22 protein-coding genes are annotated in these 24,763 nt (G+C 54.1%); 10 read left to right on the top strand and 12 right to left on the bottom strand.

What is annotated here, in order from left to right:
- Positions 1–52: 52 nt before the first annotated feature.
- The 3 genes from TH19_RS14475 to TH19_RS14465 form a co-directional block, all read right to left on the bottom strand.
- Positions 53–625: a TRAP transporter small permease subunit gene (locus TH19_RS14475; RefSeq protein WP_114103066.1), complete on the bottom strand. Its 573-nt coding sequence runs from the start codon at positions 623–625 to the stop codon at positions 53–55.
- A gap of 99 nt (positions 626–724) precedes the next feature.
- A complete protein-coding gene (locus tag TH19_RS14470) occupies positions 725–1,882 on the bottom strand; it encodes a TRAP transporter substrate-binding protein (protein ID WP_114103130.1) in 1,158 nt (385 codons plus the stop codon).
- Positions 1,883–2,090: 208 nt separating this feature from the next.
- Entirely contained in the window at positions 2,091–3,056 is a 966-nt protein-coding gene (locus TH19_RS14465; protein WP_114103065.1) for a 2-hydroxyacid dehydrogenase, read from the bottom strand.
- A 440-nt stretch (positions 3,057–3,496) separates the two neighbouring features.
- Between TH19_RS14465 and TH19_RS14460 the strand changes: the two genes are divergently transcribed.
- Complete coding sequence (locus tag TH19_RS14460; RefSeq protein WP_147250773.1) at positions 3,497–5,080, top strand: MORN repeat-containing protein; 1,584 nt, start codon at positions 3,497–3,499, stop codon at positions 5,078–5,080.
- Between the two features lie 129 nt (positions 5,081–5,209).
- On the opposite strand, the gene TH19_RS14455 is transcribed toward TH19_RS14460, so the two are convergent.
- The 5 genes from TH19_RS14455 to TH19_RS14435 all read right to left on the bottom strand — a co-directional run bounded on the left by TH19_RS14455 (position 5,210) and on the right by TH19_RS14435 (position 11,171).
- A complete protein-coding gene (locus TH19_RS14455) occupies positions 5,210–6,373 on the bottom strand; it encodes a Gfo/Idh/MocA family protein (protein ID WP_114103129.1) in 1,164 nt (387 codons plus the stop codon).
- 61 nt (positions 6,374–6,434) lie between these two features.
- Positions 6,435–7,487, bottom strand: coding sequence for a sugar phosphate isomerase/epimerase family protein (locus TH19_RS14450; RefSeq protein ID WP_114103063.1), 1,053 nt, complete (start codon positions 7,485–7,487; stop codon positions 6,435–6,437).
- Positions 7,488–7,591: 104 nt separating this feature from the next.
- Positions 7,592–8,548, bottom strand: coding sequence for an ABC transporter substrate-binding protein (locus tag TH19_RS14445; RefSeq protein WP_114103062.1), 957 nt, complete (start codon positions 8,546–8,548; stop codon positions 7,592–7,594).
- Between the two features lie 63 nt (positions 8,549–8,611).
- Positions 8,612–9,625, bottom strand: coding sequence for an ABC transporter permease (locus TH19_RS14440; protein ID WP_114103061.1), 1,014 nt, complete (start codon positions 9,623–9,625; stop codon positions 8,612–8,614).
- Positions 9,618–11,171, bottom strand: a complete 1,554-nt coding sequence (locus TH19_RS14435) for a sugar ABC transporter ATP-binding protein (protein ID WP_114103060.1) — start codon at positions 11,169–11,171, stop codon at positions 9,618–9,620. The genes TH19_RS14440 and TH19_RS14435 overlap by 8 nt, the downstream gene beginning before the upstream one ends.
- 176 nt (positions 11,172–11,347) lie before the next feature.
- On the opposite strand from TH19_RS14435, the gene TH19_RS14430 reads away from it, so the two are divergent.
- Positions 11,348–12,382 carry a LacI family DNA-binding transcriptional regulator gene (locus TH19_RS14430; protein ID WP_114103059.1) on the top strand — a complete coding sequence of 345 codons (1,035 nt, stop codon included), beginning with the start codon at positions 11,348–11,350 and terminating at the stop codon, positions 12,380–12,382.
- A 45-nt stretch (positions 12,383–12,427) separates the two neighbouring features.
- Here TH19_RS14430 and TH19_RS14425 read toward each other — a convergent pair whose 3' ends face one another.
- Entirely contained in the window at positions 12,428–12,916 is a 489-nt protein-coding gene (locus TH19_RS14425) for a VOC family protein (RefSeq protein ID WP_114103058.1), read from the bottom strand.
- 594 nt (positions 12,917–13,510) lie between these two features.
- Here TH19_RS14425 and TH19_RS14415 point away from each other — a divergent pair.
- Positions 13,511–14,608 carry a carboxynorspermidine decarboxylase gene (locus TH19_RS14415; RefSeq protein WP_114103056.1) on the top strand — a complete coding sequence of 366 codons (1,098 nt, stop codon included), beginning with the start codon at positions 13,511–13,513 and terminating at the stop codon, positions 14,606–14,608.
- A 76-nt stretch (positions 14,609–14,684) separates the two neighbouring features.
- Complete coding sequence (locus tag TH19_RS14410) at positions 14,685–15,932, top strand: saccharopine dehydrogenase family protein (RefSeq protein WP_114103055.1); 1,248 nt, start codon at positions 14,685–14,687, stop codon at positions 15,930–15,932.
- Positions 15,933–16,121: 189 nt separating this feature from the next.
- On the opposite strand, the gene TH19_RS14405 is transcribed toward TH19_RS14410, so the two are convergent.
- Positions 16,122–16,559, bottom strand: a complete 438-nt coding sequence (locus TH19_RS14405; protein ID WP_181846429.1) for an Lrp/AsnC family transcriptional regulator — start codon at positions 16,557–16,559, stop codon at positions 16,122–16,124.
- Positions 16,560–16,774: 215 nt separating this feature from the next.
- Here TH19_RS14405 and TH19_RS14400 point away from each other — a divergent pair, with 215 nt between their 5' ends.
- Complete coding sequence (locus tag TH19_RS14400) at positions 16,775–17,008, top strand: hypothetical protein (protein ID WP_114103054.1); 234 nt, start codon at positions 16,775–16,777, stop codon at positions 17,006–17,008.
- Positions 17,009–17,135: 127 nt separating this feature from the next.
- Here TH19_RS14400 and TH19_RS14395 read toward each other — a convergent pair whose 3' ends face one another.
- Both TH19_RS14395 and TH19_RS14390 read right to left on the bottom strand, forming a co-directional pair.
- On the bottom strand, positions 17,136–18,278 hold the full coding sequence (locus TH19_RS14395) for an alpha-hydroxy acid oxidase (RefSeq protein WP_181846428.1): 1,143 nt from the start codon (positions 18,276–18,278) through the stop codon (positions 17,136–17,138).
- A 4-nt stretch (positions 18,279–18,282) separates the two neighbouring features.
- Positions 18,283–18,900, bottom strand: coding sequence for a helix-turn-helix domain-containing protein (locus tag TH19_RS14390; RefSeq protein WP_114103052.1), 618 nt, complete (start codon positions 18,898–18,900; stop codon positions 18,283–18,285).
- Positions 18,901–19,309: 409 nt separating this feature from the next.
- Here TH19_RS14390 and TH19_RS14385 point away from each other — a divergent pair, with 409 nt between their 5' ends.
- The 5 genes from TH19_RS14385 to TH19_RS14365 all read left to right on the top strand — a co-directional run bounded on the left by TH19_RS14385 (position 19,310) and on the right by TH19_RS14365 (position 24,683).
- On the top strand, positions 19,310–20,344 hold the full coding sequence (locus TH19_RS14385; RefSeq protein WP_114103051.1) for a TRAP transporter substrate-binding protein: 1,035 nt from the start codon (positions 19,310–19,312) through the stop codon (positions 20,342–20,344).
- 135 nt (positions 20,345–20,479) lie between these two features.
- Positions 20,480–20,998, top strand: a complete 519-nt coding sequence (locus TH19_RS14380; protein ID WP_101247103.1) for a TRAP transporter small permease — start codon at positions 20,480–20,482, stop codon at positions 20,996–20,998.
- Between the two features lie 8 nt (positions 20,999–21,006).
- Positions 21,007–22,311, top strand: coding sequence for a TRAP transporter large permease (locus tag TH19_RS14375; protein WP_114103050.1), 1,305 nt, complete (start codon positions 21,007–21,009; stop codon positions 22,309–22,311).
- 30 nt (positions 22,312–22,341) lie between these two features.
- Complete coding sequence (dapA, locus tag TH19_RS14370) at positions 22,342–23,241, top strand: 4-hydroxy-tetrahydrodipicolinate synthase (RefSeq protein WP_114103049.1); 900 nt, start codon at positions 22,342–22,344, stop codon at positions 23,239–23,241.
- Positions 23,242–23,264: 23 nt separating this feature from the next.
- Entirely contained in the window at positions 23,265–24,683 is a 1,419-nt protein-coding gene (locus TH19_RS14365; RefSeq protein ID WP_114103048.1) for an FAD-binding oxidoreductase, read from the top strand.
- Positions 24,684–24,763: the final 80 nt, after the last annotated feature.

Here is a 24,763-nt window from a genome sequence, read left to right as displayed (position 1 = left end):
TGGAAGCTCCGTTCGGGGGCGTATCGTGCGCGTGGAGGACAAAGACTGATCATCAGTCTTCTTGGGCCACGCGCTGTTTGATCAGCAGTTCTTCGGTTTCTTCAACGTCATCATCTGCATTGCGCCAGTACCCTTCACGGATACAAAGAATGCAGCGCATCACCTGTGCGATGCCCTGGATGAAAAGAAGAATACCGGCTGCGACCATCACCGCCTTGAATTGGAAAATCGGAACACCCGCCGGGCTGTTCACACTTACTTCGCCGTACCCCCACGACCGGATGGCATATTTGCTGCCAACCAGGATCAGGGCCGTTACACCCGGGAAGAAGAAAAAGATATAAAGGATCAGGTCGACCGTGGCCTGCGTCTTGGGTTTCCACAATCGATAAAGGAAATCGCCGCGAACATGTCCGCCGCGTGACAGGGTATAAGCCCCACCCATCATAAAGAGCGTACCATACATGATGAATGAAACATCAAGCGACCACGTTGTGGGGGCATTGAAGAGGTATCGCGCAGCTACCTCATAGCTCATGCCCAGTGTCATCAGAATGATCAGCCAGCCAAAAGCCTTGCCAAACCATCCCGAGAGCTTGTCCGCGAATTCAATAAAACCAATCATGAAACCCTGTCCATTAGCATATTAACCGCCCCGCCTGCCGCAAATGCACCAGACGGGGCAGTCAGATTCATCGCAACTTTGAACTACCCAAAAGGCAGATCAGAGTTTCAGCTTGCCCGGGAAATAGTGATCGTAAGCAAGCTGATAATCAGGCGAGTTCATGAGTTCGTAATAGGTCACGCGCTCAACCCAGGCACGCTGGCTATCAAGAACCTTTTTCATGAACGGGTCTTCTTCAAGCGTCGGGATCAGTTTGTCCCACGCATCAAGCTGCGCACCGAGGATTTCCTTGGAGGTACGATGTACTTCTACACCTTCTCCCTGCAATTTCTGCAAGTCGGCAGAATAGTTGTCCATCGCCAGTGCCGTGTTAGAGGTCGAAGCCGCTTCAACCGCATGGCGCAGGATCGCTTGCAGATCCGGCTCAAGGTCTTCCATCAACGATTTGTTGAACAGGAATTCAAAGCTTTCCGATGCCTGGTGGTACGAAGACAGATAGTAGTTCTTCGCAACATCCTGTGCGCCGAAACGCATATCCGAAGACGGGTTGTTGAATTCGAACGCATCAATAACGCCACGTTCCATCGCCGGGACGATCTCGCCGCCCGGAAGCTGGGCAACAGACATGCCCATCGACTGCAACAGGTCAGCAGCAAGACCAACCGTGCGGTACTTGAAGCCCTGAATATCGGCAACAGAATTTACCTGACCCTTGAACCAGCCGAACGGCTGTGCTGGCATCGGGAAGCCAAGAAGGCCGACAATATCAAGGCCCATCACGTCCTGAATAAGCTCGCGATAGAATTCTTCACCGCCACCGGCATAGAACCAGCTCAGCATGGTGGTTGCAGAACCACCAAAGACCGGACCGGTACCAAACAGCGAAGCAGCCTTGTTCTTGCCATACCAGTAAACCGGCACGGAATGGGCGATATCGATGACGCCATCATTCACGCCATCCAGAACCTGGAAGGCTGCAACAACCGCACCAGCCGGCAGAAGGTCGATCTTAAGACGACCACCGGACATGGCTTCTACGCGGTCAACATATTGCTGGGCGAATGTCATCCAGATATCGGACGACGGCCAGGAAGTCTGCATTTTCAGTACCAGCGGTGCGGGCTGTGCATGAACAGCCGGGGCTGCAAACAGCCCGGATGCTGCTGCACCACCTGCAACCACCCCGGTCGCACCTTTGGTAAGGAACGAACGGCGGGATACTTGTTTGGACTTCACGTCTTCAGACTTGGTCTTCATATCCATTATTTCCTCCCAGATTTACCGTCTTTTGCCGACAACCATTGCCGGGAAACGATCGATAAATGTCAGCCTTCAAAAGCCCCTGACTTCAGTATTGAAGATCGTAGATCATGCGCTTGCCCCGTCTCGGGACCATAAAAACGGCACGCATTTTGTTATTATTGGAATTACGAACTAACTGAATTCCGACGGTTTTCCCGCCTTGTTAAGCCACCCGGTCGCCCGGTTCCCGGCCTGAAAAATATGCGTCAAGATTATCAAGTGCGCGATATCCCATGGCATCGCGTGTTTCTTCGGTGGCTGATCCGATATGCGGCAACATGAACACGTTTCTCAACGCGCTGATCCGCTGATTGCCGCCGGGTTCATTGCGAAACACATCCAGCCCGGCTGCGAACAGCTTACCACTTTCAAGTGCATCTACCAACGCGTCCTCATCCACCAGATTTCCACGTGCGGTATTCACAAGTATCGCCCGGTCCGGCAACAACCCGATTGTCTTGGCATTGATAATGCCGATGGTTTCGGGCGTTGACGGACAGTGCAATGACAACACATCGGAATTGGCGAACAAACCTTCAATCGTGTCGTGGAAAATTGCCCCCTTGGCCAGATGATCTGCGACCGGCTTGCGGTTATGATAATGAACAGTCATTCCAAAACCGCGCGCACGTTCCGCTGCCACCTGCCCGACACGCCCCATCCCGAGCACGCCGAAACGCTTTCCGGTCACTTGCCGCCCGACCATAAAGGCCGGCGACCAGAAATCCCATTTCCCGGCCCGCACCATCGCATCGCCTTCGGCGCCGCGCCGTGCAGCACCCAGCATACACAGCATGGCAATCTCGGCCGTGGCATCCGACAGGACATCGGGCGTGTTGGTGACAACAATACCCGCACTCTTTGCCGCCGCCAGATCGACGTGATCAACACCGACCGAATGGTTGGCGATGATTTTCAAACGATCCGGAAGTGCAGCAATCACATCGGCAGAAAAATGTTCGGAATGGCATGGCAAAACAGCGTCGACCTGCTGACATTTTTCAATCAGCTCGTCACGCGTAAAGACACGGTCTTCGGCATTGATCAGCACCTGATAGTCGCGCGCCGCACGTGCCTGAACGGCATCGCGAAGACGACGGGTAATCAGAAGCCTTGGTTTCTCGGGCATGCGAACGCTCCCGGTTTTTCCCTGAAGGTAGATTTATTTATTATCTTTCAAGCAAACACCTATACGAAAAAACCATCAATAGGCGATCAACCAAACGGTAGCTCTTTTTCACTTCGTGGAAAACCAGAGGCTGAGTGAACAAGATAACATGCACGCCAAACGCTTATTAAGTGATTGATTTTAATTATAAAACAAGCGTTCCAATATGGTTATTCGGACCTGATCCACATCGGCTCAAAACCAGCACCCCGCACCATCCAGAAGTATAAAACTCATACCCTCACAAACGAGAATCGCTGTTTAATGAACAGTGGTCGCTTTTGATATCGCCAAATGATTCGCCGGAACTCAAAACTTTGCAATCAGGCGCAAATTCTCTTTTCCAGACACATTTTTTCTGCCCAAATACATGTAACAGGGGTCTGCATCAGGGGGTATTCATGCAGGGTCAACACATCTTCCGGACCATTTCCCGGCAAGTTACAGCACTTCCGATGATCGGGATTTTGATGCTGACCGGCTGTCAAACCACCGATCTCACCCAACTTGGATCGGACCTGTTTTCCGGGTCGGAGCCAAGTAGCAGCACCACCACCACAAAGACGACCCCACCGGCAAGCACAAGCACCAAAAAACCGACCGCAACACTCGCCGCATCGAAATTGCGCTGGGGTGTTGTGTCGTTCCGGGTTGATGCAAATGGCCCGACGCCGGACTACTGGCACATCTTTTTCACCGGATCGACGGATAACCGGAATTTCAAACCGTTCAGCGGCACGATGTTATCGCCCGGCCAGCGTCAAATCGCCCAATTGTGGCCTGGCACCTACACCATCCGCATCGAACATGATGGCGTTGTGATGTTTGATGGCCCGATTGTCGTCGAAGCCGGGACGATGGTGCTGATTGACGGCAAATACGGGTATTTCAAAAACACAATCGAACAAAGCAGTCAGACCATTTACACCGAAATGCTGCCACCTGCGAACAAGACGGCAACGCTTGGTACTCTGTATGCTCCCATCGTTTTGCAACGGGGTAACGGTTGGCAATTCGAATATCGCGGCGAACAATCGCGTGGCGAAATCCGCACCGATGGCAAAGGCATTGTCGGCATCCGCAAAGAGGGCGAGGAGATTGTCAAAATCACCAAGGCCGACATCCAGCCAACCGAAATTTCCGGCACTTTCATCCTGCCGGATGGCGGCGAAACCGAAGGCCGGATAAATCGCGAAACGGTCGAATTCACGCCAAACGGCAAAACCACATGGATCACCGGCAAAACCTTTGAAGGTGAATACGAAGCCGGTGTTCCAACCTCGGGCACATTGAACATGCCCAATGGCACGCAATGGCAAGGCTGGCTGGATAAAAGCGAACCGAACGGCAAAGGGCGCCTGACCCAGAAGGATGGCCGTTGGCAGGATATTGAGAACTATGACGAGCTGGCATCGCTGACCGGAACCATTCCCTGCGGCTCGGGTTCCGGTACGGCGACAACCTGCTCGTATTTTCATGGCAAGGAAGTCGCCTCGGCCAGCGAACTGAACAAGCTGATCACCGAGGAAAAGCGCCTTGCCGAAATTGAACGCCAGCGCCTTGAAGATAAAAGACTGGAAGAACGCGCCGCCAGGGCCGCACTGGAAGAAGCCCGCAACATTGCCGCGGCCGAGCAAGCCGCCCGCGAAGCAGCCGCCCCCAAGAAAGTCGATGACTGCACAACAGCGACCGGCAAATTCACCGCCGATGGTGATTTGACGACCTACACCATGAATGGACAAGGAAGCGGCAGCGGGCATTTCCGCCAATATACCTATGGCGGTTCAGCACAATATCAGTTCGACATTGATTTCCGGTTCTCCACCACCGCCAACAGCATCAGTTTCCAGTACGATCAGGGCATCTATCGGGATGCGTCAAGCGGTGCGGTTCTGCAACGCACCTCGATCCCCGGCGGCAGTGCCAATTGCCGCTTTGATGGCCGCATCCTGACCATTGATGGCAAGGACTTCCTGCGAAACTGACCGATAAAAAAGCCGCTGCCCTTAAAGAGCAGCGGCAACGACGCCGACGCGAAGTCGGTCGGGAAGAACTCGTATCTTTGATCAATCGCGCTATCGGCAATCCCCAGATTTACCGATACCGCAAAACGATCACATCTTGACCCACACGGCCCCGTCCCGCCCGGACCGCACAACGGCCTCGACAAATTTCATCCCCTTAAGACCTTCAACCACACCGGGCACAAGAAGCGCCCCGGCATCGGGCGTGGTGCCGCTGATATGGGCCGTCAGTTGATCGGCAAAGTCGGTGTAAAGGTTGGCAAAGCCCTCAAGATAGCCTTCCGGGTGTCCCGGCGGAACACGCACACCACGAAGCCCCTCCGCACCGATCCCCGCACCACCGCGCGTCATCAATTCCGGGCGCCCTTCAAGTGGCCGGAAATGAAGCTGGTTGGGATGTTCCTGTGCCCATTCGATCCCGCCCTTGTCCCCGTAAACACGAAGACGCAGGCCGTTTTCATGGCCGACCGCCACCTGACTGGCCCACAGCATCCCGCGCGCGCCATTGGCATAGCGCAAAAGAATTTGCACATTGTCATCAAGCTTGCGCCCCGGCACCAGCGCATCGACATCGGCGCAAAGCTCGCTGATCTCAAGCCCGGTCACGAACTCGGCAAGGTTATGGGCATGGGTTCCGATATCGCCGAGCGCACCGCCCATTCCGGCCTTGGCCGGATCGGCACGCCAATGGGCCTGTTTGTTGTCGGTATCTTCAACCCGGGTCGCCATCCAGCCTTGCGGATATTCGACCTGCACCAGACGGATATCGCCAATCTTGCCATCCGCCACGATCTTGCGCGCCTCGCGGACCATCGGATAGGCGGTGTAATTATGGGTCAGGGCAAACAAAAGCCCGGTTTCCTTAACCTTGGCCGCAATCTTTTCGGCCTCCTCGACGCTAAGGCATAACGGCTTGTCACAAATCACGTGAATTCCGGCATCAAGCATCGCCATGGTGGCCGGAAAATGCAGATGGTTGGGCGTAACAATGGCGCACACATCCATGCCGTCTTCGCGCGCGGCTTCGGCCTTTGCCATGGTTTCAAAGCTGTCATAGCTGCGATCAGGGGCGATGAACAATTCGGCCGCCGATGCCGCCGCAACATCTGGCTTCGATGACAGCGCACCGGCAACCAGTTCATAACGGTCGTCCAGACGGGCCGCGATCCGGTGTACGGCACCAATAAACGCCCCCTGACCACCGCCAACCATGCCAAGGCGAATGCGACGACCGGGGTTGGATGAATTGCTCATAACTGTCTCCAGATATCTTTTGACGATGTTCGAACCGCAAAGCCTGTTCTGACGATCCCGATCAAAGGCCGAGGATACGGCGATTTGCCGCTTCGTCGGTGCCGCCATCGGCAAAATCGTCAAACGCCTTTTCGGTTACGCGAATGATATGGTTTTTAATGAACTCGGCCCCCTCGCGGGCACCGTCTTCGGGATGTTTCAACGCACATTCCCATTCCAGCACGGCCCAGCCATCAAAATCAATGGCCGCAAGTTTCGAGAAAATCGCACCGAAATCGACCTGCCCGTCGCCAAGCGACCTGAACCGGCCTGCCCGCCCGACCCAGCTTTGATACCCGGAATAAACGCCCTGGCGTCCAGTCGGATTAAACTCGGCATCCTTGACGTGGAACATGCGGATACGATCCGCGTAAATATCGATAAAATCAAGATAATCAAGCTGCTGCAAAACAAAGTGGCTGGGATCATAAAGGATATTGGCACGCGGGTGGTTTTTCACCCGTTCAAGAAACATCTCGAACGTTGCACCATCAAACAGATCCTCGCCCGGATGGATTTCATAGCAAATATCAACACCCGCATCCTCGGCAGCATCAAGGATCGGGGTCCAGCGTTTGGCAAGTTCATCAAACGCGGTTTCGATCAATCCGGCAGGACGTTGCGGCCACGGATAAACATAGGGCCAGGCAAGCGCGCCCGAGAATGTCGCATGGGCATTGATGCCCATATGATGTGATGCCTTGATCGCGGCCTTGACCTGATTGACCGCCCATTCCTGCCGGGCCTTTGGATTGCCACGGACTTCGGGTGCGGCAAAACCGTCAAACATCTCGTCATAGGCCGGATGAACGGCAACAAGCTGTCCCTGCAAATGGGTCGAAAGTTCGGTTACCTGCACGCCATGCTGCGCAAGTGTTCCGGTGATTTCGTCGCAGTAATCCTTGCTGGATGCGGCCTTTTCAACATCAAAAAGGCGCTTGTCCCAACTGGGGATTTGAACCCCCTTATATCCAAGCGACGCAGCCCAGCGACCAATGGAATCAAGGTTGTCGAACGGGGCTTCATCGCCTGCAAACTGTGCAAGAAAGATTGCCGGTCCCTTAAGTGTTTTCATCGCGGGCCTCTTTAACTGCGTCCTGACGGGATATCGGGGAAAGATGGATGTGCCGGGCGGACAGCCGCCCGACACACAGGTTTGCTCGTCTCAACCAAACCCGGTTAGAACGGGCTGTCCGGGAAATAGAAGTTCTCGGCATTGTCCTGGGTGACAACCGTTGCACCAAGGATGTAACGACCTTCGACCGGCGCGTTCGAGGTAAACTTCATCACCGTGATATCAATCGCGGTTGCGATCATTGCCGGCGGATACAGCACATCAATCGGCGTCAGCTTGTCGCCATCCATCACACGTTTGATGATGTCTTTCATACCGGCACCACCAACGATGAACATTTCATCGGTGCGGTCGGCCTGCTTGACGGCTTCGATCACACCAAGGGCAATGTCATCATCCTGCGCCCAGACCGCATCGATTTTCGGGAAGCGCGACAGGAAGTCCTGCATCACTTCATAACCGTCATCGCGGTTCCAGTTGGCGTGCTTCATATCAAGGATTTCGATCTTGGAACCGTCAAGCGTATCAACAAATGCATCTACGCGTTCGGTATCAACCGTGGTCGGAATGCCACGCAGGACAACGATCTTGCCCTGATCGCTCAGACGTTCACGGATATACTCACCCGATACACGACCCAGTTCCGGGTTGTTACCCGCAACATAGACATCCTCGATCCCCGGAAGCGAAAGACCACGGTCAACCACCGTGACAAACTTGCCAGCCTGTTTGACCTGCTGGACCGGAACGGTCAGCGGATCGGATTCAAATGGCAGAACCACCAATGCGTCGATGTTCTGAACCGATACCAGATCTTCAAGATCGTTGGCCTGCTCGGATGCACCATTTGCACTGACCACAATGACATCGATATTCGGATAGGTTGCCTCGATCCGTTTTTCCGCCTGTGCGGCATGCCAGTTCAGACCACCGGCCCAGCCATGCGTCGCCGCAGGAATGGATACCCCGATCTTGATTTTATCAGCCGCGAATGCAGTCGTGGATGCAAGGCCAAGACCCAGCACGCAGGCTGCCCCCAGATATTTTGTAAACGTTTTCATTAACGTTTCCTCCTGATCAAAAAATGATGCGTTTTCACATTCTTCCCGGACGTTGATCGCCGGTTATTTGCTCTTTTTGCGTCGCCAGTCCCCGCGTTGCAGGAACACAGCCACGATAATGATCAGCCCCTGAACCGCTCCGTTCAGATAATTACTGATCGCATCCGTCAAATTCAGGATATTGCCAATAGTGGTCAGCATGATCGCGCCAACAACCGTGCCCCAGATGCGGCCATAGCCACCCTTAAGCATCGTGCCACCAATGATCACGGCGGCAATTGCTTCAAGTTCCCAAAGAACACCCGTTGAACTTGATGCCGATCCAAGGCGCGGCACATAGATGATGGTCGCAATCGACACACAAAGCCCCTGGATCACATAGGTAAGGGTTTTGACGCGGTCGACATGGATCGCGGAATAACGTGCCACCTGTTCATTTGATCCGATGGCAAAGCATTTCCGGCCAAACGGCGTCATGTTAAGCAACACATAACCGGCAACCGCGACCGCAAAGAACACAATCACCGGCACCGGAATGCCCAGAACATCACCGTAATAGACCGGGCGATAAACACCGCGCATTTCAAAATCAAGCGACAGGGTCCCCCCATCGGCCATATAGGTCACAAGCGACCGGTAAATGCCCATGGTGCCAAGGGTCACGATGAATGCCTCGATCTTGCCCCGCGTGCTAACCAACCCGTTGATCGCACCGGCCCCGACACCCAGAACAATACTCAGCAACACGCCAATCAGGACCGTTTCAATCCCCGCGCCAAGGGTCGCGACCAGTGTGTTCATCACAACGATCATCGCACCCGATATAAAGGCCGCCATCGACCCGACCGAAAGATCAATACCGCCTGCGGTAATCACAAAGGTCGCGCCAACCGCGATAATCCCGATAAAGGCAGCGCGGGTGAAAATGTTGGCAAGATTGCCACCACTCAGGAACGCCTCGTTGATTGCCGTTCCCAGAACGAACAAGGCAACAAGGGCCAGAAACGGTCCCAATGCCTTAAAATCAATGCTGAACCCGCCCGATGCGGTTCTTTCGGTTCGTTCAAGGCTATTCATGAACAGACACTCCCTGCTTGCCTGAAATTCCTGTCGCGTGCCGCATGATTTCGTGTTCATTGCGGTCGTTACCTTCAAGAATGCCGGTGATGCATCCGGCTGCCATCACCGCAATACGGTCAGACAGTCCAAGCATCTCGGGCATTTCAGACGACAGGAGGATGACGGATTTCCCACGATTGGTCAGATCGCCGATGAAATGATAAATCTGGCTTTTGGTGCCGATATCGATGCCGCGTGTCGGCTCGTCGATGATCACGATATCCGGGTCGGTTTCCATGACCTTGGCCAGCAACAGTTTTTGCTGATTACCGCCGGAAAAATCACCGACCTTCGATTTCCGATCCGCCGCCCGAATGTCAAAGGCCTCGATGGCGGCTTCAAGGGCGGCTTCCTCGGCCTTGCGATCAATGATCACACGTCCGAATTTTTCCAGCGCCAAAAGTGTAAGGTTCGGGCGCATATCCATATTCAACAGCAACCCGCTGCCCTTGCGATCCTTGGTCAAATAGGCAATGCCGCACGTCTTGGCATCCTGAAGACTGTTGATCACAACCCGATTGCCGTTGCGTTCAATTTGACCGGAACTGCGTTCACGAAGCCCGATGATGGCTTCCATAAGGGCGGTACGCCCGGCACCGACGATCCCGGCAAAACCAAGAACCTCGCCCCGTCTAAGATCAAAGCTGGCATCACGGACCTGCCCGTCGACCGACAGATTGCGGACCGAAAGGGCAATATCCCCGGCATGGCCCGGCGTGCGATCCGGGAACATCTGTTTGATGTCACGGCCCACCATCAGGCGCGCCATATCATCCTTTTCAAGGCCCGCGACCGGTTCGGTCGTGATATGGCGACCATCACGCAGAACCGTTACCCGGTCGGCGATGGCTTTGATTTCATCAAGCTTGTGGGAAATATACAGGATCGCGACACCCTGATCGCGCAGACGCCTGATCTGGTCAAACAGGATGTCAACCTCGCGCCCGGTCAGAACCGCCGTCGGTTCATCCAAAATCAGAATATCGGCCTTTTTCGATAGTGCCTTGGCGATTTCGACCATCTGGCGATCCGAAACCGAAAGATCACGGATACGGGTTCTGGGATCAACATCACATTGCAGCTGATCCAGAAGCTTTGCGGCTTCCTGTCGCATCGTGGCTTTGTCAAGGAACCAGCCACGCTTGATCTCGCGGCCAAGGAAGATGTTTTCTTCAACGGTCAATTGTTCGGCAAGGTTCAATTCCTGATGGATCAGGATCACACCATGATTTTCGCCTACTTCGCTGCCTTCGAATGCAACCGGGGCATCATCAAGGATCAACGCACCACTGGTCGGCTGGTGATAGCCTGACAGGATTTTCACAAGTGTCGATTTGCCCGCACCGTTTTCCCCCAACAGCGCATGGACCTCGCCCGCCTTCAGATCGATGGACACATCGAAAAGAACCTGCGCAGACCCGAATGACTTGCAAATCTGCCGACCGGACAGGCGTGTTCGCGCCTGTTGATCGGGATTAACGGCGTAAACGGCCGCATCCGTCATGAATTTATCCTCCCTGGCGTCGCATTTTTTGCGATCAGCTCTTGATTAACTCCTGTGTAAACGTTTTCATTTTTAATGTAAACCTTTACATTTTGATGATAGTGACCAAAATCACCGGCTGAAATGCCCCGTCGAATGCTGCTAGACAGCATCACCGGGCCGGAGTAGGAAGAAGCATGAGTGAAAAAATCGCGACGATTGAAGATGTTGCCCGCCATGCAGGGGTGTCTATCGCCACTGTCAGCCGGGCCTTGCACAAACCCAATGTGGTTTCCGAAACCACACGGGAAAAAGTGCAAGCTGCCATCGCCGCGACCGGTTACACCGCCAATGTCATGGCCCGAAACCTGCGTCTGAACCGTTCGGGCATGATCCTTTTGCTGGTGCCAGACATTGGAAACCCTTTCTTTTCGGCGATTCTGTCCGGGATCGAAAAAGGTGCCAGCCAGGCGGGCTATAACGTTCTGATCGGCGATACGCAAAACGATCCCGAACGCGAAGCAACCTATGCCGCCTATCTGCGCAGCAATCAGGCCGACGCAATGATCCTGCTGAACGGGCGTCTTCCCGCCCCGCTTGCCAATACACCGGCCAATGCCGCCCCGCCGGTTGTCGTCGCCTGCGAACGCATTCCGGGCTGCGCCCTGCCAACCGTGATCATTGATAATGACGAGGCATCCTTTATCGCCAACCGCCACCTGATCGAGCTTGGCCATACCCGCATCGCCCATGTCAGCGGCCCGCCGACCAACATCCTGACCACCGACCGCGTTGCCGGTTATCGCCGCGCCCTCGAAGCCGCCGGGATCACCTATGACCCGGCCCTGCTTTATCGCGGGGATTTCTCGATTGATTCAGGGATTGCTGCGGGCCGTGCCCTGCTGGCCGATCCGAAAACCCGGCCAACTGCCGTATCCTGTGCCAGTGATGGTATGGCAATCGGTGTGATCGTCGCGGCCAAGGAATATGGATTGCGCATTCCCCATGATGTTTCGGTCGTCGGGTTTGACGATATCCCCCATGCCGCGGCCTATGATCCGCCAATCACCACAATGCGACAGCCACGACGTCGTCTGGGGGAACAGGCGATTACCTTGCTTCTGGATCGTCTGGGATCAAAGGGGGCCCCCGATCATCGTGAAACCGGCCCGGTCATCATCCCGACCGAACTGATTGTCCGTCAAAGCAGCGGCCCCTGCCCCAAACCCTGACAGCCGATCATCAATCACATATATATCTGACCACCAACCCGCAGATCAGGCCTTGGCGATCTTTTGCCATTCCCCGACAACGCTGCGCGCAGTGTCTTCATGATCCTGCCCGGACTTGGCGGTTTCAGACGCAAATATCTCGAACCGGATACCGTTCGGATCACGGATAAACAGGCGGCGCGAATGACCGTCATCCTCGTTGTGATAAACAACCTTGTGCTGAAACAGGTGATTTTGCCAGCCAATGACATCACGCGGGGCCGCACAGCGCAAACCGATATGAAACACATCATCGGGCATGTGCGGATCATCGGGATATGGTCCGGTATCGGCCGGCCAGTCATAAAAAGACAGCCGCGTGCCATCGGGCAAGGCATAGGTAATCAGCAAATAGTCGCATTTCCAGGACGGACTATACCCGCTTTCGGCATGAACAAGTTTGGCCGCCATGACCTTGGAATAAAAATGATCGGTTGCTTCCAGATCGCGGGTCGGGAATGCAAGATGATCGACAGTGACTGCTGCTGGTGACATTTGCCCCTCCGTCTCGGTTTGTGCTTATTCCCCCAACGCCTGCCCGCGCATTTTGATCCGTTGCGAACACCCGCGTGCTGCCTGACATTCAAGATCGGCAGTCCAACTGCAACGATTGCGCTGCTTTCGACGTTGCTTCCGGGGCATTTTATTGCCCGGACGCCCGCATTTTTCCATGCGTTCGCCCATAAGGATCAGATGGGGAAATGAGCCACCGAAATCAATGCAGTGGGCATTTGAACAAACCGTCATGAAACGACAACATGCACGACATGACGAATTCGCATTAGATTGCAGTATTGACCGCCCTGCCCCCCGCTGCTATTGGGTCGCGGCAGATACGCAGAAACACGCGCAGCCATTTGCTATTCATTGGCTGTCTTTGGCAACAACCTAGAAGATGGAGACGAAGTGATGAATGAACACAGTTTATCTGTCTCTGTCTATTGGATCACGCATCGTCTTGCTGATCACTAGTTGATCTGTTGATTTCCACCATATTGGTGACTGCCCGAAACCCGGAATTTGGCGTAACCCGCCATGTATCGAGTTTCCTCCGTATTTTTCCAGTGACATCGTTGTAGAGAGCCGCCCATGACCGCGACGCCCTATTACCTCATTGATAAGTCCAAGCTGCTAAGCAACATGGAAAAGATCGCCTATGTGCGCGAACATTCCGGTGCAAAGGCGCTTTTGGCACTTAAATGCTTTGCGACCTGGTCGGTCTTTGACTTCATGTCCGAATATATGGATGGCACGACATCGTCTTCCCTGCACGAAGTCAAACTTGGCCGCCAGAAATTCGGCAAGGAAACCCACGCCTATAGCGTGGCCTATTCCGACAGCGAAATCGCCGAAGTCATCGAAAATGCCGACAAGATCATTTTCAATTCGATCAGCCAGCTGACCCGGTTCAGCGCACAGGCATCGGGCATTGTCCGTGGCCTTCGCCTGAACCCGCAGGTGTCGACATCAAGCTTTGACCTGGCCGATCCGGCACGCCCGTTCTCGCGTCTGGGTGAATGGGATGTCACCAAGGTCGAAGCGGTGATGGATCAGATTTCCGGCTTTATGATTCACAATAACTGTGAAAATGCCGACTTTGATCTGTTTGACCGGATGCTTGCCAATATCGAGGAAAAATTCGGCTCCCTTCTGTCGCGTGTTGAATGGGTCAGTCTCGGTGGCGGCATTCACTTCACCGGCGAAAATTACCCGCTCGATAAATTCTGCGCGCGCCTTAAGGCCTTCTCCGAAAAGTTCGGCGTGCAGGTCTATCTGGAGCCGGGCGAAGCATCGATCACCAAAAGCACAACCCTCGAGGTCACCGTGCTCGACACCCTGTTTAACGGCAAGAACCTTGCCATCGTTGATAGCTCGATCGAAGCACACATGCTTGATCTTCTGATCTATCGCGAAAATGCCAAGGTGCTGCCGAACAAGGGCGATCATCACTATATGATCTGCGGCAAGTCATGCCTTGCCGGTGACGTATTTGGTGAATTTGATTTCGAGAACGAGATCAAGGTTGGCGACCGTATCTCCATTCAGGATGCGGCCGGTTACACCATGGTCAAGAAGAACTGGTTTAACGGTGTCGGCATGCCGTCCATCGTGATCCGGGAACTGGACGGAACTGAGCGCGTTATTCGCGAGTTCACTTTTGATGACTACGTATCGAGCCTTTCGTAAATCGAAAGCGCACTTTTCATAGCGAACCGGGGCACGGGTGCCCCACCTCTCAAAACAAGGGAGTTTTTGGCCCGACATGAAAAAGAATGTTCTGATTATCGGCGCAGGTGGCGTCGCACAGGTAGTGGCACATAAATGTGCGCAGCATAATGACGTGCTTGGCGATCTTCATATCGCTTCGCGTACCGCTGCAAAGTGCCAGGCAATCATCGACAGTATCCATGAAAAGAAAAACCTGAAGAACCCCGGCGTTCTTGAAGGTCATGCACTTGATGCAACGGATGTTGATGCAACCGCCGCCCTGATCGAAAAAACCGGCTGCCAGATCGTCATCAATGTCGGGTCTGCCTTCATCAACATGCCGGTCATGTCGGCCTGCATCAAAACCGGTGTCGCCTATCTCGATACCGCCATCCATGAAGAGCAGGACAAAATCTGCGAAACCCCGCCATGGTATGCCAACTATGAATGGAAACGCCGCGCTGAATGCGAAGCCGCTGGCGTGACCGCAATTCTTGGCATTGGTTTCGATCCGGGCGTTGTGAATGCCTATGCCAAACTGGCCGTCGAAGACTATTTCGACAAAATTGACTCGATTGACATCATCGACATCAATGCCGGCAGCCACGGCAAATACTTTGCCACCAATTTCGACCCGGAAATCAATTTCCGCGAATTTACCGGCACCGTCTATTCCTGGCAGGACAGCAAGTGGCAGTCCAACAAGATGTTCGAAGTCAAAAAGATCTGGGACATGCCGGTTGTCGGCGAAAGCCAGACCTTCATGACCGGCCATGACGAGGTCCATTCCCTGTCGCAGAATCTTGACGTTCCGAATGTCCGCTTCTGGATGGGCTTTGGCGATCACTATGTCAATGTGTTCACGGTTCTGAAAAATATCGGTCTTCTGTCCGAACAGCCGGTAACCACCGCCGAGGGCCTCGAAGTTGTGCCACTCAAGGTCGTCAAGGCCTGCCTGCCGGACCCAAGCTCGCTGGCACCTGATTATACCGGCAAGACCTGCATCGGTGATCTGGTCAAGGGCACCAAGGACGGCAAGGAAACCGAAGTTCTGATTTATAACGTTGCGGACCACAAGGACGCATACGAAGAAGTCGGAAGCCAGGGCATTTCCTATACCGCCGGCGTTCCGCCGGTTGCCGCTGCGATGTTGATCGCAACGGGCGAATGGGATGTGAAGAAAATGGCCAATGTCGAAGAACTTCCGGCCAAGCCGTTCCTGAACCTGCTCAATGGCATGGGTCTTCCGACCCGTATCAAGGATGCCGATGGCGACCGGGCACTGGACTTTTCCGCCGCCTGATCACTTTCCCGGTGAGGGACGAGGATTAAATCCTCATACAATTATATTTGCAGTAAAATGGCGGGCTTCGGGTCCGCCATTTTTTTTGGATCTGATTAACAGGAAAAATTTAATAATCGATTTGATTATTAGATAGGCTCTAACAATCAGATCAGACAGACGGATGTCATTCTGCCCGGTATAAAATCGCTATTTCAGAGATCCAAGCACCGCCAGACTTTCATAACGCTTGATATAGGGTTCATGAAACACCCGGTCGACAAAGGCGCTGTATTCTTCCATGTCACCGACCTGAACGCGCAAAACAAAGTCATGGGCACCCGTAACATGATGACATTGCTGTACTTCCGGCATTTTGGCGAATGCTTCGCGCATCAGCATGTAACGATCCGGGCGGTCGCGCTCCATCGTCAAAAGCACGATCACGGTCATGCGTTTGCCAAACACCTTGGGCGATACCACCGCGACATCGCGTTCAATAACGCCGGTTTCACGCAGACGCTGAACACGGCGCAGGCATGCGGCTGACGACAGACCGACCTTCTCGGCCAACTCGGTCCCCGTCAGACGGCTGTTATCCTGCAACAGCTCAAGCAGCCGATAATCGAACTTATCAAGTTCCGCCACGATTCCAATTCCCGCTTCGCGATGGTGTAACATACTGCAATCAAACATGACCTAAGCCGCAAACGAAAGAAAATCGTTTTTGCAGAATTTTTGCGAAAATCTCGCACGAATTTGCGAAGTTTGCGCGCCAATTAACATAGCGCAGGCGTAGATTGCTTCTGGGTTAGACAAAACATCCGACCCCTTATTAGCAAACGAACTAGCGAGCCAGCATCATGCCAGCACAAATCACAAATGACTCCCTCGTCGCCACCACCAATGTTGCGCCGGTTTCGGGCGCATCTATCTGGCGTTGGCTCGCCCTTTTGCCGCGAAAATGGGCCAAAGCCGCCAAGGTCGCCCGCGACACCGAAATGCTTCGTCATGCCCCGCGTGAACTTCTTGACGATATCGGTATTGCGCGCAGCGACATCGCATTCATCTGCGAACATGGTCGCGCCCCGCGGTAAATCACAGAATCGCCCCCGATGATGGCAGACCGGTGCCCCACACAGTCTGACCAACCAAAAAAGCCTGTCAGTGCATAGTGCATCGACAGGCTTTTTTGATTCTGAAACCGGCTTTTCTAAACAGCGGTCATGCAATCCCGGCCCGGCGGAAGGCATCAATATCCTTGGCACCGGCAAAGACCAGATTGCTTTGCATCTCGTCGATTATCATCGTCAGGATATCTTGCGCACCCTGTTCCCCACCCGCGGCAAGACCATAAAGCGGCAACCGCCCGATCATTACCGCATCCGCGCCAAGCGCCAGATATTTAAGGGCGTCACTGCCGCGACGAATCCCGCTATCAGCCATGACGATCATCTGATCGCCAACCGCCTTAACAATGTCGGGCAGGACATCTGCCGGGGCCTCTGCCACATCAAAGTTCCGCCCGCCATGGGCCGAGACAACGATACCATCAATTCCCAACGCGCGGGCCTTGATCGCGTCATCGACGGACAAGACGCCCTTGATAATGATCCGACCGGTCCAGCGTTTCTGGATTTCCGCAATATCGTCCCAACTGATCGCGCTTTCGATTTTGACATCTTCGGCGATGGCGGCACGGGTGATTGCGGTTTTGAATTCTGCCGGATAGTGGGCATAGGTCGGCATGCCCGTGGTCATCAGATACCGCAACATCACCGAACACAGCCAACCGGGCCGGGACGCAATATCGCAAATCCCGCGCACAGACGGTACGAACGGAACAGAGAATCCGTTGCGCTGATTATAATCACGCTTGGGCGAAAGCGGTGTATCGGCCGTAATTACCAGCGTCGAAACACCACTGTTCCTGGCACGGTCAAGCAACCCCCATGTCAGGTCACGATTACGCCAGACATATAGTTGCAGCCACAATTCGGCATCGGGCGCCCCTTTGCGGATGTCGTCAATCGCCGTAACCGATTGGGTTGAGACACAAAACGGTATCCCGAGCCGCCCGGCAATACGGGCCAGCTTGGTTTCCCCGTCATGGGATACCAATCCCGCCAATGCGGTCGGGGCAATAATTAATGGTGCAGGATATGTGCGATCAAACAGCGAAACCGTCATGTCACTGCTGGAATGCCCGGTCAGGACCGAGGGACGAAACTTGATCGCGTCAAGCGAACGGCGGATATCATCCATCGCCAGTTCGGCCTCGGTGCCGCGATCAATATATTCGAACAACCCTTTTGGCAGACGCCGCTTGGCCGCTACCCGGTAGTCACTGCTATTAAGCAACGCCATCAGATCAGCTCGTCAAAACCCACAGCACAACGGCTTCTTCCGGGCCTTTGCGCGTCCAGACATGTTCGGCACTCGCATCGTAATACATCGAGTCCCCTTCATGCAGTTCAAGCGGTTCATAGATTTTGCTGTGAACAACAACAGTCCCGCTGAGGATCGTCATGAAAATCTCGGCGTCGGTTTTCGGCCAGACGTCATATTCTTCAACGTCACGGGCAACCACGCGGGTCTTTATCGGCGTCATCCGCTTGTTTTTAAGCTCTGCGCACAGAAGCTTGTTGTCGCAATTGCCCGACAAATGCGGCTTTCCTTCGCTGGCACGCGTCACACTGCGACGCCCCAAAAGGGTCGGCTGCGCATCCGGATCAGACAACAGACTGACCACATCCATATCGAACCCGCGCGCGATGCGCTGAATGGTCGAGATGGTCGGGGACAGTTCACCGCGTTCAATCTTTGAAAAGGCCGATGCGGAAATACCCGATGCCTTGCTGGCATCCTGCAAGGTCCAGCCGCGCCCCTTGCGCAGGTGGTGCAATCGCGGTCCGATCTCGTCAGACTGGTCGCTTGCGACACTTACCTGTCGTCGGTTGGCCTGAAAGTCTTCCAGATCGACATTCATCCTTGCTCATTCCCTTTTGCAAACATCTTACTTTTATTTCCGGCACTTAGCTGTCTGACAACCATAAATTGCGTGTGCCGCAATTCTTTTTCTGTATCAGCACAATATACCATCCTGCGCAATATGCCACATTTGACAAAAAATATACTATAGGAAATTTTTTGTCATATTGTGTTGACTTGCATCATATCGGATATATTTTGGATTTACCGGATGCGATCGGATTCCTTGATGTCCTTCTCGCCCAACCATCATTGCACAACCGTTCGGTCTGCATCCGGTAACAAAGCTGACGCCAGTGATCGGGCACAAAATAAAGCCCCACACCGCCGTCCTAACCTTATCAGGGGAAAACCAGGCAACCTTCGAAGCGCCACTGCTTTGTGCGTCGCCCGGCAAAGGAGTAAAAATGACGATCCTTCGTAAAATTCGGCATGTCACCCTCGCCGCCACCATCGGCCTGAGCACCGTTCTTTCCGTATCCGCCCACGCACAAACCATTGTCAAATTCGCCCACGTAGATGGCGAAGGCAATCTTCTGGACAACCCGTACTGGACCTTTACCGAGGTCTTTGACAACGTTCTCCAGAACCAGTCCGGCGGCCGTTACAAGCTTGAAGTTTTCCCGAACGGGCAGCTTGGCGATCTTGAATCCCTTGCAGAACAGAATTCCATCGGCCTTGTCGACATGGTTGGCGGCCTGAATGCCGGCCACCTTGCGGCTTACTATCCGCCGGCACAGATTCTTGAAATGCCCTATACCTTCCCGACCACCGAAGTCGCGCGCAAGGTTCTCAATGACGGTCCGTTTGGCAAAAAACTGTCTGACATGATCGCCGAAGGCAGCGGTGTACGTATCCTCAGCTACCTGACCGGTGCGTTCCGCAACTTCTCGAACTCGGTCCGTCCGATCCGCACGCCCGAAGACATGAAGGGCCTGAAAATCCGTACCCAGACCGTTCCGCTGCATATGGAAATGGTCAAGGCACTTGGCGCATCCCCGACCCCGATTGCATGGGCCGAGCTTTACAGCGCCCTTCAGACCGGTGTTGTTGATGGTCAGGAAAACGCCCCTTACACCATGCTTCTGACCAACCTTCAGGAAGTCCAGAAGTACTACACACTTGACCACCACCTGATCAACATGCCGCTGATCACCATCAACGACAAATTCTATCAGGATCTGAGTGCTGAAGATAAAGTGATCTTCGACAATGCCACCAGCGAAGCAACCTTTGCTATGCTGGGTATTATCGCCGCCAAGGAATCGCAGGACCTTAAGGTCATCCGTAATGCCGGCGTCGAGATCTATCAGCCGACCCCGGAAGAATTCCAGAAATTCGTTGATGCAACCAAGGAACCGATCCGTGCCTTCATGGCAGACAAGGTTGGTATCGACTTGATCAACGAACTTGAAGCAGCCGTCAAAGCGGCACAGGAATAAAATCTACGGGCCCGGGCAGCATTGTCCGGGCCCGCGTGCTTCCCGCTTTATTTGCGAATTGTACTCGGTCCATTCGCACGCCGTTCTGTGATTGATGTTTCACCAGCCCGAAACACAATCCGAGAGAGGACCTTCATGCTTCAGACCCTCGATAAACTTTCATTGGCCGTTGCCTATGGCACATCAGTCGTTGCGCGACTGATGCTGGCATCCGTCGCCGTCGTCCTGTTCATGCAGGTCGTTTTGCGATTTGGTTTCGGTTTTTCCCTGCCCTGGCCAGAAGAAGCATCGCGCTTCCTGATGGTATGGGTAGTGATGCTTGGTGGCAGTCTGCTTGTCCGCGACGAACAGCTTGTCTGCGTTGATTTCTTTGACAAGTTCTGGCCGCGCAAATGGCTTGGCTATCGCAATGCCCTGTTCCGCCTGCTTCTGGCCTTCCTGCTGACTGTTCTGCTGATCAAGGGCATCGATTCCGCAATCTTTGGAATGCGTCGCACGTCGGCGGCACTCAATCTGTCGTGGTTCTGGATCTATCTCTCTGTTCCGGTCGGAGCAGCCCTGATGTTGTTCCACATGGTTATCCTGGCCATTCGTGACCTGATCAAAGGTCCCGATCTTGAGCAGGAAGCATCTCTTCTTCGCGCCGAGCTCTGAGGGCCATTATGGATTACGCACTTATCACCATGATCGGGTTGTTGCTGTTGCTGATGTTCCTCGGCAGCCCGGTAATCTTTGCGATCGGTTTCGCCGGTCTTTCCTATTTCTTCGTCAAGCCCGGCATGACCGACATGCTGCACATGTATTCCCATAAATTCTTTACCGGGATGGATGTGTTTATCTGGCTTTCGATCCCGCTGTTTATCATTGCCGGTGAAATCATGACATCGGTGGGAATGACAGAACGGCTTGTTCAGTTTTCCCGCCTGCTGGTCGGTCGCTGGCGCGGCGGTCTGGCCTATGTCAACGTTGTCGGTTCGATGATGTTTTCCGGCGTTTCCGGTTCCGCCCTTGCCGATATTTCGGCCCTTGGTCCTGTCGAAATCGACATGATGAAAAAGGACGGTTACCGCGCAGACTTTGCCGCGGCCGTCACGGTCAGTTCCGCCATTCAGGGACCGATCATTCCGCCGTCCATTCCGCTGATCATTTTCTCGAGCCTGACCAACACGTCGGTTGCGGCCCTGTTCCTTGGCGGTGCGGTGCCCGGTGCGTTGATGGGGATCGCGCAGATCATCGTGATCTATTTCATCGCCCGCAAAAACAACTTCCCGGCCAACCCGATCAAGGCCCTGACCCTTGGTCTTGCCTTCCGCATTTTCTATAATGCGTTCTGGGCTTTGTTCATGCCGCTGATCATCATTGGCGGGATCATTTCGGGCATCTTTACCGCAACCGAGGCCGCATCGATTGCCGTTGCCTATGCCATTGTTGTTGGTATCTGCGCTTACCGCACCCTGTCGCTTAAACAGATCTGGGACATCCTTGATCGTGCTGTGCGGACATCTGCATCGGTTTATCTGATTGTCGGCTTTGCCAGCGTGATCAGCTGGATCCTTGCTACCGAGCGCGTACCGTCCGAGCTGACCGACCTGATTGCAAACCTTGATATGCAGCCCTGGATGCTGCTGCTGTGCCTGAACATCTTCTTCCTGATCAATGGTCTTTGGATCGGCGATTCTGTTCAGCTGCTGCTGTTTGCACCGCTTTTCACCCCGATCGTTGCCGCAATGGGTGTCGATCCGGTGCAGTTCGGTGTGATCATGGTTGTTAACGTCATGATCGGGTTGATGACACCACCTTATGGATTGGGACTTTATCTGGGATCGGCAATCAGCGGACAACCGCTTGCCGCCATTGTCCGCAAAAGTTTCCCGTTCCTTCTTTCGAATATCGTTGTGTTGCTGATCGTGACTTATGTCCCGGCTGTTTCACTGACATTGCCGCGTTTGCTCGGCTTCCTCGACTAATCGCCACCACCCAAAAGATATGAGACTAAAATGACGCTCACCAAAAACGATATCAGTGGCCTTTATACCGCCATTGTCACGCCCTTCGCCGCAGACAAATCTGTTGATCACAATGCCCTTGCAGCGCTGGTCACCCGTCAGCTTGCCGCTGGTGCAACCGGTATCGTCCCGATCGGTGGCACCGGTGAATATCCGGCCCTGTCGCGTCAGGAACGCAAGGACATCGTGAAAACCTGTGTTGAAGCCGCTGGCGACGCCCCGGTCATTCCGGGTGTCCTTTCGACCGGCTTCCTTGATGCTGTCGAAGCAGGCAAGGATTTCGAAGCCGTCGGTGCGGCCGGCGTCATGACCGTGACCCCGTATTATGCCGCTGGCACCCAGGAAGGCATGCGCGAATATTTCGCCAACTATCGTAACGATGTCGGTGTTCCGGTTCTTCTTTATGAAATTCCGCGTCGTACCACCGTTGCAACCAAGGCCGAAACCATTCAGGCAATGGCAGAAGACGGTTCGATCATCGGCATGAAATGTTCGAACTACGACATGCCGGAATTCATCAAGACCATGAAATTTGCCGGTGAGAAAATGGCGATCCTCAGTGGTGAAGAACCGTTATTCGCAACCCATGTAACCATGGGTGCCAAGGGCGGCGTTCTGGCATCAGCCAACATCTATCCGGAAATCTGGATCGAGATTTTCAATCTTGCCCGTGAGGGCAAACTGAACGAAGCACTGAAACTTCAGACCAAGCTTGATTGCGCGATTGATGCGATCTATCGCGAAACCAATCCGGGCCCGCTGAAGAAATACATGGAAATGGCAGGTCAGCCGGTCGGTGACGTCCGCCTTCCGCTGCAAAGCCCGTCCCAGGACACGATGGCAGCCCTTAAATCTGCTTTCGATGTTACCTCAGTTGCCAACGTCGCCTGATTTATCTTTTCCAAGGACCAGCCATGATTGATCGTCTCCTCCAAATTCTCGGCGATAAAGGTTTGATCACCGATCCTCAAGAAATGCGCCCCTTCTTGACCGATTGGCGTGATCGCAGGCAAGGCAAGGCGGTTTGCGTTGCGCTTCCAGCCAGCGTCGAGGAGGTCTCCCTGACGATGAAGGTGGCTGCCGAGGAAGGGCAGCCGGTATTTCCCCTCGGGGGAAATACCGGTCTTTGCTATGGCGGTGTGCCCGAAAGCCCGTCGCCCGAAGACAAGCCTGGTATCGTCATCAGCCTGCAACGCATGAAGCAAATCCGCGACATTGATGTTGCGGCCAATATTGCCACTGTCGATGCCGGTGTGATCCTTGCCGAGCTGCATGAAAAGGCCAAAGCCCACAAACGCCAGTTCCCGCTGTATCTTGGCAGTGAAGGCAGTGCGCAGATTGGCGGCCTGATTTCGACCAATGCCGGTGGCACCGGCGTTGTGAAATATGGCCCGATGCGTGATCTGGTTTGTGGCATCGAAGTCGTTCTGGCCGATGGCCGCATTCTAAGCGACCTTGAAGGCCTTAAGAAAAACAATACCGGCTATGACCTTAAACACCTGTTCATCGGGGCCGAAGGCACGCTTGGCATCGTAACCGGCGCAGCCCTTCGCCTGCATCCGGAAAACACCAATGATGCCCATGCGTGGGTCTCTGTTGATTCCCCGGAATCTGCGGTGCGTCTGTTTACAGAATTCCAGGAAAAATGCGGTTCCTATGTCGAGGCATTCGAACTTCTGTCCGGCACCGAAATTGATGCCGTCGTCCGTCATATCGACCGTGTGCATGTGCCCTTTGACAGCGTGCCGGAATGGTCATTGATGATCGAACTGACATCGAATGACAGCACGGTTGATCTGAATGCCGCGTTCGAGGAAATCCTTGGTGAAAGCCTTGAAAACGGATCGGTTCTTGATGCGTTCATCGCGACCAATTCCCAACAGGCCGAACAAATCTGGCATGTCCGTCATTCGGTGACCGAGGCCAACAAGCTTGAAGGCATGGGCATGGTCCATGACGTTGCCGTGCGCGTGTCCAAAGTCCCGGCATTTATCGCCAAGGCCAAGGAAGTTACCGCCGAGAAATTTCCGATGGCGACCCCGCTTCTGGTCAATCATCTGGGGGATGGCAATGTGCATTACATCCTGATGTTCCCGCATGATTACTGGAAAAGCCTGCCCGATCCCGAAGCGGTGACCCACGAAGTTCAGACCTGCGTGCATGATATCGCCGCAAGTTTCGGCGGAACGTTCAGTGCCGAACATGGCGTTGGCCGCAAACTGACGGACGAGCTTAAACGTCTTGCGGACCCGCTGCGCTATGAGCTGATGAAAAACGTCAAACAGGTCTTTGACCCGGAAAACCGGATGAACCCGGGTGTGCTGTTTGAATAGCCACATCTGAACACAGCAATGTTCGGCATGCTTTTTCTCCCAAGCAAAGCATGACCGGCATGAACGGGCGCAATTCATTT

The organism is Thalassospira profundimaris (assembly GCF_003326675.1).
GTDB lineage: Bacteria > Pseudomonadota > Alphaproteobacteria > Rhodospirillales > Thalassospiraceae > Thalassospira > Thalassospira aquimaris.
Note: the sequence above shows the minus strand (reverse complement) of the source record. Positions and strands in the feature narration are given on the sequence as shown.

Excerpts from the sequence above, each read along its gene's own strand:
- TH19_RS14450 (WP_114103063.1), bottom strand. The coding sequence starts at position 7,487 with ATGAAAACACTTAAGGGACCGGCAATCTTTCTTGCACAGTTTGCAGGC.
- TH19_RS14435 (WP_114103060.1), bottom strand. The coding sequence starts at position 11,171 with ATGACGGATGCGGCCGTTTACGCCGTTAATCCCGATCAACAGGCGCGA.
- TH19_RS14375 (WP_114103050.1), top strand. The coding sequence starts at position 21,007 with ATGGATTACGCACTTATCACCATGATCGGGTTGTTGCTGTTGCTGATG.
- TH19_RS14445 (WP_114103062.1), bottom strand. The coding sequence starts at position 8,548 with ATGAAAACGTTTACAAAATATCTGGGGGCAGCCTGCGTGCTGGGTCTT.
- TH19_RS14465 (WP_114103065.1), bottom strand. The coding sequence starts at position 3,056 with ATGCCCGAGAAACCAAGGCTTCTGATTACCCGTCGTCTTCGCGATGCC.
- TH19_RS14430 (WP_114103059.1), top strand. The coding sequence starts at position 11,348 with ATGAGTGAAAAAATCGCGACGATTGAAGATGTTGCCCGCCATGCAGGG.
- TH19_RS14380 (WP_101247103.1), top strand. The coding sequence starts at position 20,480 with ATGCTTCAGACCCTCGATAAACTTTCATTGGCCGTTGCCTATGGCACA.
- TH19_RS14470 (WP_114103130.1), bottom strand. The coding sequence starts at position 1,882 with ATGAAGACCAAGTCTGAAGACGTGAAGTCCAAACAAGTATCCCGCCGT.
- TH19_RS14390 (WP_114103052.1), bottom strand. The coding sequence starts at position 18,900 with ATGAATGTCGATCTGGAAGACTTTCAGGCCAACCGACGACAGGTAAGT.
- TH19_RS14455 (WP_114103129.1), bottom strand. The coding sequence starts at position 6,373 with ATGAGCAATTCATCCAACCCCGGTCGTCGCATTCGCCTTGGCATGGTT.
- TH19_RS14365 (WP_114103048.1), top strand. The coding sequence starts at position 23,265 with ATGATTGATCGTCTCCTCCAAATTCTCGGCGATAAAGGTTTGATCACC.
- TH19_RS14460 (WP_147250773.1), top strand. The coding sequence starts at position 3,497 with ATGCAGGGTCAACACATCTTCCGGACCATTTCCCGGCAAGTTACAGCA.
- TH19_RS14425 (WP_114103058.1), bottom strand. The coding sequence starts at position 12,916 with ATGTCACCAGCAGCAGTCACTGTCGATCATCTTGCATTCCCGACCCGC.
- TH19_RS14385 (WP_114103051.1), top strand. The coding sequence starts at position 19,310 with ATGACGATCCTTCGTAAAATTCGGCATGTCACCCTCGCCGCCACCATC.
- TH19_RS14475 (WP_114103066.1), bottom strand. The coding sequence starts at position 625 with ATGATTGGTTTTATTGAATTCGCGGACAAGCTCTCGGGATGGTTTGGC.
- TH19_RS14415 (WP_114103056.1), top strand. The coding sequence starts at position 13,511 with ATGACCGCGACGCCCTATTACCTCATTGATAAGTCCAAGCTGCTAAGC.
- dapA (WP_114103049.1), top strand. The coding sequence starts at position 22,342 with ATGACGCTCACCAAAAACGATATCAGTGGCCTTTATACCGCCATTGTC.
- TH19_RS14395 (WP_181846428.1), bottom strand. The coding sequence starts at position 18,278 with ATGGCGTTGCTTAATAGCAGTGACTACCGGGTAGCGGCCAAGCGGCGT.
- TH19_RS14440 (WP_114103061.1), bottom strand. The coding sequence starts at position 9,625 with ATGAATAGCCTTGAACGAACCGAAAGAACCGCATCGGGCGGGTTCAGC.
- TH19_RS14410 (WP_114103055.1), top strand. The coding sequence starts at position 14,685 with ATGAAAAAGAATGTTCTGATTATCGGCGCAGGTGGCGTCGCACAGGTA.
- TH19_RS14400 (WP_114103054.1), top strand. The coding sequence starts at position 16,775 with ATGCCAGCACAAATCACAAATGACTCCCTCGTCGCCACCACCAATGTT.